Below are 8,139 nucleotides of genomic sequence, written 5' to 3' on the forward strand. Positions count from 1 at the left end.
ACATTGAAGCATTGGAAAAGCGATTACAAGAGACTCAACCCAAATTGTTAACTCAACTTTTTGAGCAAACGTCCAAAGATATCGCAAAGGTAAAAATACCAGAGAACCTAACCTTTACAATTATCAAGTCAATGACATCCAAAATTAAAGAGCAAATGGATATATTGGAGTTGATTCGTAACGATAGGATCAAGAAGCATGCTGGATCTACCGATCCTCTGGATATGTCCGATTTGGATGGATTAAAAGGTCAACTGCAAACTTATAATCAAAGCATGGCTGATATCCTATTGCGTACTGCTAAAAGTTCTCTAGACAAAATTAAAGATCCAGCCACTTTCGAAAAGGAAGCCCCATACATCAAAGAATGTTTTGATCATTTAGCAGAACTTGAAAAGACACTGGATGATTCAGACAAGGGAAGGAAACAGAAAGAAGATTTTAGTACCTATAAAAACGCTTTAATGGATAAGCAAGAAAAAGCTTATCCAGAAATGCTGCAGTTACAATACAAGAGTGAAGCATTGATTATGCAATTACGCGATATCTGTAAAATTCACCATGATAACTTAGCTGAAGCAAGAAGAGTGAGAATTCAACAACTGGATAGTCAGGGAGGAGGACTTTTGGGTGGTTTATGGACTGTAACCAACACTATAGGTATTACTACAGACACTGTGAACATTGAAAAAATGCAGATTAGAATGAAGGAGCAAACTCTTAGAGCGTTTAAGACAGAACTTACTAATGACAAGCTTAATACGGATCAAGTCATTGCCTTTTTAGCAAAAGGAAGTCCATCTGAATTGCAAGAAGCTTTAGGAATATCAAAAGAGAATGCCGAACAATTGCATGGACTGTTAAAACAATTGGAGATTAAAACGGCATCAACCGATAAACTCCACGAAGTTGAAAAGCTAATCGATGAAGTCTCAACTAAAATAGGCAAGGAACCAGTAAAACAAGATCATATCATCGCAATAGTTGAGGAAGAAAGCGATGATATGAGCTATCGTTTCTAAGGAGTATTTTTGAAGTTCTTGTTCAACGATTGAATGAATAGCGCAAAGCTGTGGCAGATGAGAAGACAAAACATCAAGTTATTTGTTTACTCATCAAGCCCTCAGCTTTTTATTTTAAGGAATGATAAATTTCTTTATTGAATAATAATTAATCGTGTTGTAGCATTAAAGAATGCTATGTTTTAATTTAATCAAAAGGTGGTTATTGTGCCCATAATTTTAGATCCAGACGTGTTAAAAGTAGCAGAATATGTTTATCAGGAAAGATTATCCAAACCTTACACTGAAGTAGGCCCGGAATGGGAATACAATCATAAAACCCCTTATGCCACTCACGCCACCGGTACAGGGCATAATTTGCAACGATTCATCACGATAAATGATCAGAAACTTCATCGCCCCATTCATGGTTTGGCTCATACCATGCGCACTCTTTTTTATAGCCAATTAATGTATGAAGCTGCCAAAAGACAACCACATCCTCATCGATGTGCTGACGGGCGCACTATCGCTGATCTGAGTGTACAAGACCTTAAAAAGCTTAACATCGCGCAATTATTCTTCGTAGCCGGGCGTGAAAGTGAGGCTTCCTATGGTGATGCTTACCATCGTTATCATCTGTATGGCGCTAAACAATTCGAAGCATATGCCCGTAAGCATTTGACTCATCTCTTTTCAGAAAAAGAAATTACCCTTTATTCTCGCTGTATCGAAGACCGAATAGGCGATCGATTTGATGAAACTGCTGAAGGCTATCTCATCCACTTATCGCACATGATCGATTTAATGCGCTGCAAAAGCCCTGTGGAAGTATTCATCGGACATTCACTGGGTGTTTCAGGTATCGTACCAACATTGATTCAGTTATTCGGGCGACAAGACGGGTTAGATATACTTCATTATGCGCGAGCCCTTTTTGCCGCGACAGGTGAAGCTGTTCCCTATATTAGTTCGTCAGAATGGCCTCATTTGGGCATTGAATCCGATAGAGTAGAAAGAGCGCTTAAAATAGTAGGGCCTATTGAAGTGGAAGGTCAGGAAGCCGATGCTCAAAAAACTGCCCAGGCTGGATTTTCGGTGGATGGCTGTTATGGTGCTTTAGTCAAAGTAGAAACACCCGATTGGTATCATCAGGTTAAAGAAAAAGAAAAGGAAGATTATGATGTCGAGGAAGTCATCGCTTTGCCCCAGCAAATCACGATGAGAGAAGAACCTCTCAAAGCAAAAGAGTTTTTCCTGGTATCTCTCCTTAGACACGTATTTTGGTGTTGTCCTTCAAATCAAAAAAGAGACGATGATAATACAGAGGTTTTGGAAAAAAAAGCACAACTATGACAGAGGTAATGAGGCAGCTTATTTTATAACTTTCGAGGTCATGAGGACGCAGTATGTTTGGTTTCATAAAGAAAGTACTTGATTTTTTTGGCGTTGATCAATCTGAAGATAATCCACCTGAGACTGCGGTGGAAGCTACCGATATTTCGGCAAAAATCAAAACCACTGACACCACCCAGGAAGATAGTTCAGTCAAAACTAAAACGGTTGTTCCTACCCAACCGAGGGATTCTGTCAAACCAGAAACAATCGCCCCTGACCAACAAAAAAAGCACCAGGTAAAAACCGAAACGACTACAGGCACGACCAAACAAAAGAGTCCTAAAGAAACAATAATGGATAGCCACGTGAAACAATATTATTTTGCCCGGCGAGGTGAAACAAGCACTCATGACTCCTCTCTGCCACATCCCGTGAAGGTATTAAGCGGGCGTTCTATTCCATTAAAAGAAATTCCTTTTGAAGCCACGAGAAATGAATTAGTCCAGATTTATCTCGCTTCTGTTGATCAACTCACCAAAAACAACAAGGTAAGCTCTGTTCCACCGCAACAACTTGCCTCTCACTATCTCTTTCTAAGATCACTTGCCAACTCAGAAACTGATGGAATTAAAAAAAATCAAATACTGTCTTTAGCCAAGTCATTGGGCACTTACCTTGCTTCTAAAGAGCCCCATGTATGGAAGGTGATCAATGAACTCATTGAAAAAAGTGAATACCCCATCATTCATTACTTAAAAAATAACCGTGCTCATTCCAATTTCATGCTGGCATTAATTCATGAGCATCATAAGGAATCATTAACCAAAAACCAAGGCGCCTTTGTACAAAAATTTAGGGACTCCTCTGTCTTTCTCTTCCCTAACCCAATTTATACAGCATGGCTCGCTCATTCCTATGATGAAGATTCCAGCTTTAATCCTATGTTTCGTGAAAGATTATCCACCAATTTTTATCATTCCACTCTGACCGATAATCTCTTGCTACGAACAGAACCTAAAGAAGTAACTCTTTCATCAGAGCATCATTATAGAAAAGAAAAGGGACCGATTGATTCTTCTTTGCGTTATCAAATGTCAAGCGATCGGTTATTGCGAATCCAGGGCAGAACTTTATTGTTTAGCAATCCCCCCAATGATGTGGTCGCGGTTAAGGTACAAAAAAAAGGCGAGCCTAAGTCCACCTTGGAAGAAGAATATCAAATGGCAGATTATTTGCTTAAACATCAACGTCGTTTGGATATACATAGTAAATTACCACAGCCCCTCGGACAATACTCTGTTAAAAAATCAGAGATTTTGGAAATATGCAAAGAATCATCAAGTTTTGAGCGTTTTCAAGCCTTAATAGACGACTCCAAAGACCTTGAAGTGTATGTTTATAAAGCCCCCCTCTCCTATTTCACCTACCTGCATGATGAACATCAGAACTTGGAGCAGCTGACAACTTCTGTTAAAACAAATGTACACGATCTATTTGTTCTATTACGTGAAGGTATTGTGTTTCCCCAATTGGCTGACATCTTCCATACTCATTTTGATGAAGACGAACGCGAAGACAAAGGAAGATACCAGGCATTGGTTCAACTCTTGAATGTTTTACAGTTCCAATTAGGGCGCATTGATAAATGGCAAAAAGCCGTGGAATATGTCAATTTGCGCAGCAGTGGCCTGGCTGATTTGGGAGACAGTCTGCCCATAACAAGCCTGTTCACTTCTTCTGATTTCACAAAACATTACTTCTCGGAACTGCTTACAGGAGGTTATCATCCAACCTTCTTTGACAAATCATCGGGTACAGCCAACTCTTTATTCACCGGCAAGCGCAGGTTATTTGGTAATTATTTGTATCTCAATACCATAGCGGAATATTTACTGGTTATTCAGTTAACACTTGGCAGCTACGGGGATAAAGTTACTCGAGATATGATGGATAAACCCAAAAAAGAAGCAGTATGGCGAGAATTGGCTAACGTCATGTTTTCAAGTTGTGCAGAAGCTATTCATATCATGACAGGAATACCCCAATCCCGAGCACTAACACTTCTAAAACAACGCGCTAATATTGAAAAACATTTCAGACAAACACAATTCTGGATGACGCCTGATTATTCCAAATTGGATGAAGATGCAATTGAAATGGAACAATACAGTCTTTATTCTGGTGAACCAGAATATGAATTCACTGATAAATTAGTCTCTGGTGTTGGATTATCTGTTGATGGTGTTCATCAGGATCTGGGCGGATACAACCGGGAAAGTCCATTAAGAGAACTTGAAAAACTGCTCTATGCCACAGTGACACTGATTGAAGGAACCATGCAACTTGATAAAGAATTTTTTAAACAATTACAACAAGTCGAAAAAATATTTTCAGGTGAGATCAAAACTGATGCCAATTCGTGCTTTGAAGCGGTTGCCAAACTTCTGGATCTTGCAAGACCAGGATGTCACTTTCAGAAAAGATTGGTTTTGTCTTACTACGAAGAAGCCAAGCTTAAGTATCCCTCTTTACCCACTGACTCCTATGATTCTCGTTTTCAAGCAGTCGCCAAGACTAATGCTGCGATAACTATTCAACGCTTCTGGCGAGAAGAGCATAAAAACTTGTCAGAAAAATCGGATATCGAGTCTGAAAAACCGGAATCTGAAAATCCCCCTGATAAACGTTTGCGATAAGACGGATAACTTGCTATTGACTCCTTGAAAGCATGCTATCCTCATGAAGAAGTCTACAAGACAGAACAGGCTTCTTCACCATTTCAAATTCATCTTTTACTTCTTGATTTTTTTCCAGCTATCAAACCAATGTCCCTACCTATCCCATTGCCTCGTTTTTAAACACTTAATACTTTCTTAATCCTGAGATCCTATAATGAAAATACAAATTAAGAATATTCACATCTGTTAGAACCAGTATTTGTATGCACAAATATCCGTTTGGGAGAAAGTAAAATGCCTAAATATGTAGAAGGGGCAGAATTAACACAAGAAGGCATGCATGCTATTTTTGCACGGATGGGGCATCCCGAGATTAAAAGCGGCACTATTTACAACAGAGTACCTACTGTTGATAAAGAAGCTCTCGACAAACAAGGTTTTATGCCTGTGTTAACCGGGGTAGGTCCTAAAAGAGACTCTGGTCACTGGATTATGTTAATCAAAGGCTCAGGTAACCAATACCCACCTCTATGACCCAATGGGTAAAACTTCCGGTGAAAGCTACCAAGACATTTTAACCACTCAATTGCCTGAGGGCTCTACCCTTTCTGTTATCCCCAATGACCCCGGATTAAACAGGAGACTCTGCGGATATTGGGTAGCCTCTGTTGGACTAAAAGCACGTTCTGAACTTAATAAGGATAATCCTCCCAATTTAGAAACCCTGGGTCAAATCACCACGGATGCAATGAAGGATGAATTAACCGACAATGGTTATCTGAAAATTACCGGATGGTTAAAGGCTGTCGCTGATAAATTTCCAGCAGGTGATCCTCAACCTGATGCGAAAGCATTAAGACAAGCTACTGAAAAAGATTTACATATTGATATACCTTCCGTGTTTCCTCCGGTGAAAGATACCACCTCTAAAGAGACATCAGTAAAACCTACTGGAATAACAAGTAAATCTCTACCGGATATGCAAGGATTTTCATTGTATACAGATCCAACAGTCCGACAAGCTATTGAGTTCGCTAACAAGAATTATTTAAGTCAACCCTATGAAAAAGGACGCATGGAATCTGAACCGTCCTATCCTGGGGGCATCAGAGTAAACAGAGGAAACCATGGTCTTGCACATACCTTACGTACAATGGCTTATGCTGAAGTGATTGTTGAAGAAGCTCGCAAGGCTGTACTAAGAGGAGAAAAGTTAAGAGTTTTTCCAGATGGGCGTACATTAGCTGATGTGACCGCCAATGATTTAAAAAAGATAATGATTGCTCAATCTTTTTTTGTAGCTGGACGTTTGGGAGAGGAATCAGATTCTGAAAATTATAAGCATTACCATAAGCTAAGCCGCGAAGCTTTTATGAAGTTTGTTACGGAAAACAAATCTACATTAATACCAGATGTTTTCAAGGATGATAAAGAAGTAGAGCATTATGCCAACATAGTTGAAGATGTAAAAACTGTAGATGGAAAAAACATGTGGGGAGCCACACCTGAGCACATGTTAGTTAACCAATGCCACATGGTAGATTTAACAAGATGTAAAGTACCCCCTGAACCAGCCCTGGAAAGCTTTTATAAAATACTTGCTGAGAAAGTAGGTCAAAAGGGAGCTGAAGCAGTTTTTGCGATACAAAGAGAATTCTTTAGAGCCACTGGAGAAATGATTCAAGGAAACGATCCTCATAGTAAAGAAGAATACGAAATACCTTATTCAACTGACCGTTATTTAATGGAAAATGATCAACCAGTAAGACTTCCTATTCCAAAAGATTCTAAAGCGACAGAGGGTGAATTAAAGCAAGTTGATAAAAACAAATATGAACTGAAGCCTGGGCAACGCTTCATGACTGTTGAAGATTATTATAAATTACCTGATGTAAGAAGAAATTACCCAGGCCACAGTTCAACATTAGAAAATCCATATGCCAAATTATCAGTGATGGAAGCTCAAGAAGCGCTCAGTTCAAAAAACAGGGGGCTTTGTGAAACCAACGTCGAACATTGTTTAAAACAATTAGAAAAAACTCATCATAAAGCAAAAATTGACCCCATAAAGGGTGCTGTTCAACCGAGTGAAAAAATAACGAGGAGAGAGCCTAATGTCGATGAGATAGCTGCGGCTGGCATCATTAGAGAAATACTGGCTAATCCTGACTCCATTCAGGACGATCATGTGCTCATTAATGGCCAAAAACTGGAAGAACAATTTTTCCGTGATTTGTTGGCTAAATGCGACATGGCAATAGTAGGATCATTACTAAATGATAAGGATATATCAAATATCGATAAACTGATGGAGCATGAAAAGAATACAGAATTTCACGAGACAGGAGAAGAACCTGTTTCGCGTCGCGCTATTGGTAAAGAATGGTCAGAAAACTATCGAGTGGATGAGAAAAATATCAGAAAAACTCCTGAGCATTCTATCAAGATGGCCCTCATACATATGATGCAAGATGGTTCCTGGTACTATAGGAGGCTTAATGCTGTCGCTCAAGGACGAGATACTGGCTCTTCATTCAAAGAGGTTTTGATTTCAGCCCTGATGATACCCTCTACCTTTAAAGCTTTGTCAGATATTCAAGAGCCTGAATTTGGTAAAAAAATATCACAAACACATCCAACAAAAATTCATAAAGGTCTGATGAATTTACCACCAGACATCACTCAGAACATATTAAATCAATCTGAAGCGATTATCGCGAATACTACCATTGGATTATTTTCTGATCCTTCAGCTAAAACCTACCAACAAATAAAAATCAATCAATTCTCTCATTTACTGGCAAGAACATGTTCCAGCACCACGATCGATGAAAATGCCGGAACATTTTTTACCAATGGGGTAGATAATGAAAACAACATAAGATTAGACATTGAAGATCCGGATGGTTTACTAAATGCGAAACGAGTTGGTGGAATTGGTGTAGGTGGTGAGAATGAATACTCCGTCTATTTACCTGATGACGTTGCCTTGATACCTATAGCAGTGAATAAAGGCAATCCTAACGTGATTAGCTTGGTTGCCGTAAAAAGCCCTGACTTTATACCACGACATGAAAGCGGCTATGCGGTTGAGCCCTTCATGAAAATGCAAAAAGAGAAAG

At 39.3% G+C, this 8,139-nt stretch carries 4 protein-coding genes and 1 pseudogene; all 5 read left to right on the forward strand.

Annotated elements, in window-relative coordinates; translation table 11 throughout:
- Positions 1 to 1,022 (forward strand): annotated as a pseudogene (locus tag CC34_RS01000000116400) (SidE phosphodiesterase domain-containing protein); the annotation flags it as partial.
- 207 nt (positions 1,023 to 1,229) lie between these two features.
- Positions 1,230 to 2,357 (forward strand): SidE phosphodiesterase domain-containing protein, encoded by a 1,128-nt coding sequence (locus tag CC34_RS0109940; protein WP_027228612.1) that lies wholly within the window; start codon positions 1,230 to 1,232, stop codon positions 2,355 to 2,357.
- Positions 2,358 to 2,410: 53 nt separating this feature from the next.
- Complete coding sequence (gene sidJ / locus CC34_RS0109945) at positions 2,411 to 5,035, forward strand: T4SS meta-effector polyglutamylase SidJ (protein ID WP_027228613.1); 2,625 nt, start codon at positions 2,411 to 2,413, stop codon at positions 5,033 to 5,035.
- 276 nt (positions 5,036 to 5,311) lie between these two features.
- Complete coding sequence (locus CC34_RS1000000117710; protein WP_050598578.1) at positions 5,312 to 5,551, forward strand: SidE phosphodiesterase domain-containing protein; 240 nt, start codon at positions 5,312 to 5,314, stop codon at positions 5,549 to 5,551.
- A gap of 4 nt (positions 5,552 to 5,555) precedes the next feature.
- Positions 5,556 to 8,139 (forward strand): SidE phosphodiesterase domain-containing protein (locus CC34_RS1000000117715; RefSeq protein ID WP_269456701.1); only part of this gene is annotated, 2,584 nt, incomplete at its 3' end.

Source organism: Legionella pneumophila subsp. fraseri, from assembly GCF_000586315.1.
Classification (GTDB): Bacteria; Pseudomonadota; Gammaproteobacteria; order Legionellales; family Legionellaceae; genus Legionella; species Legionella pneumophila_B.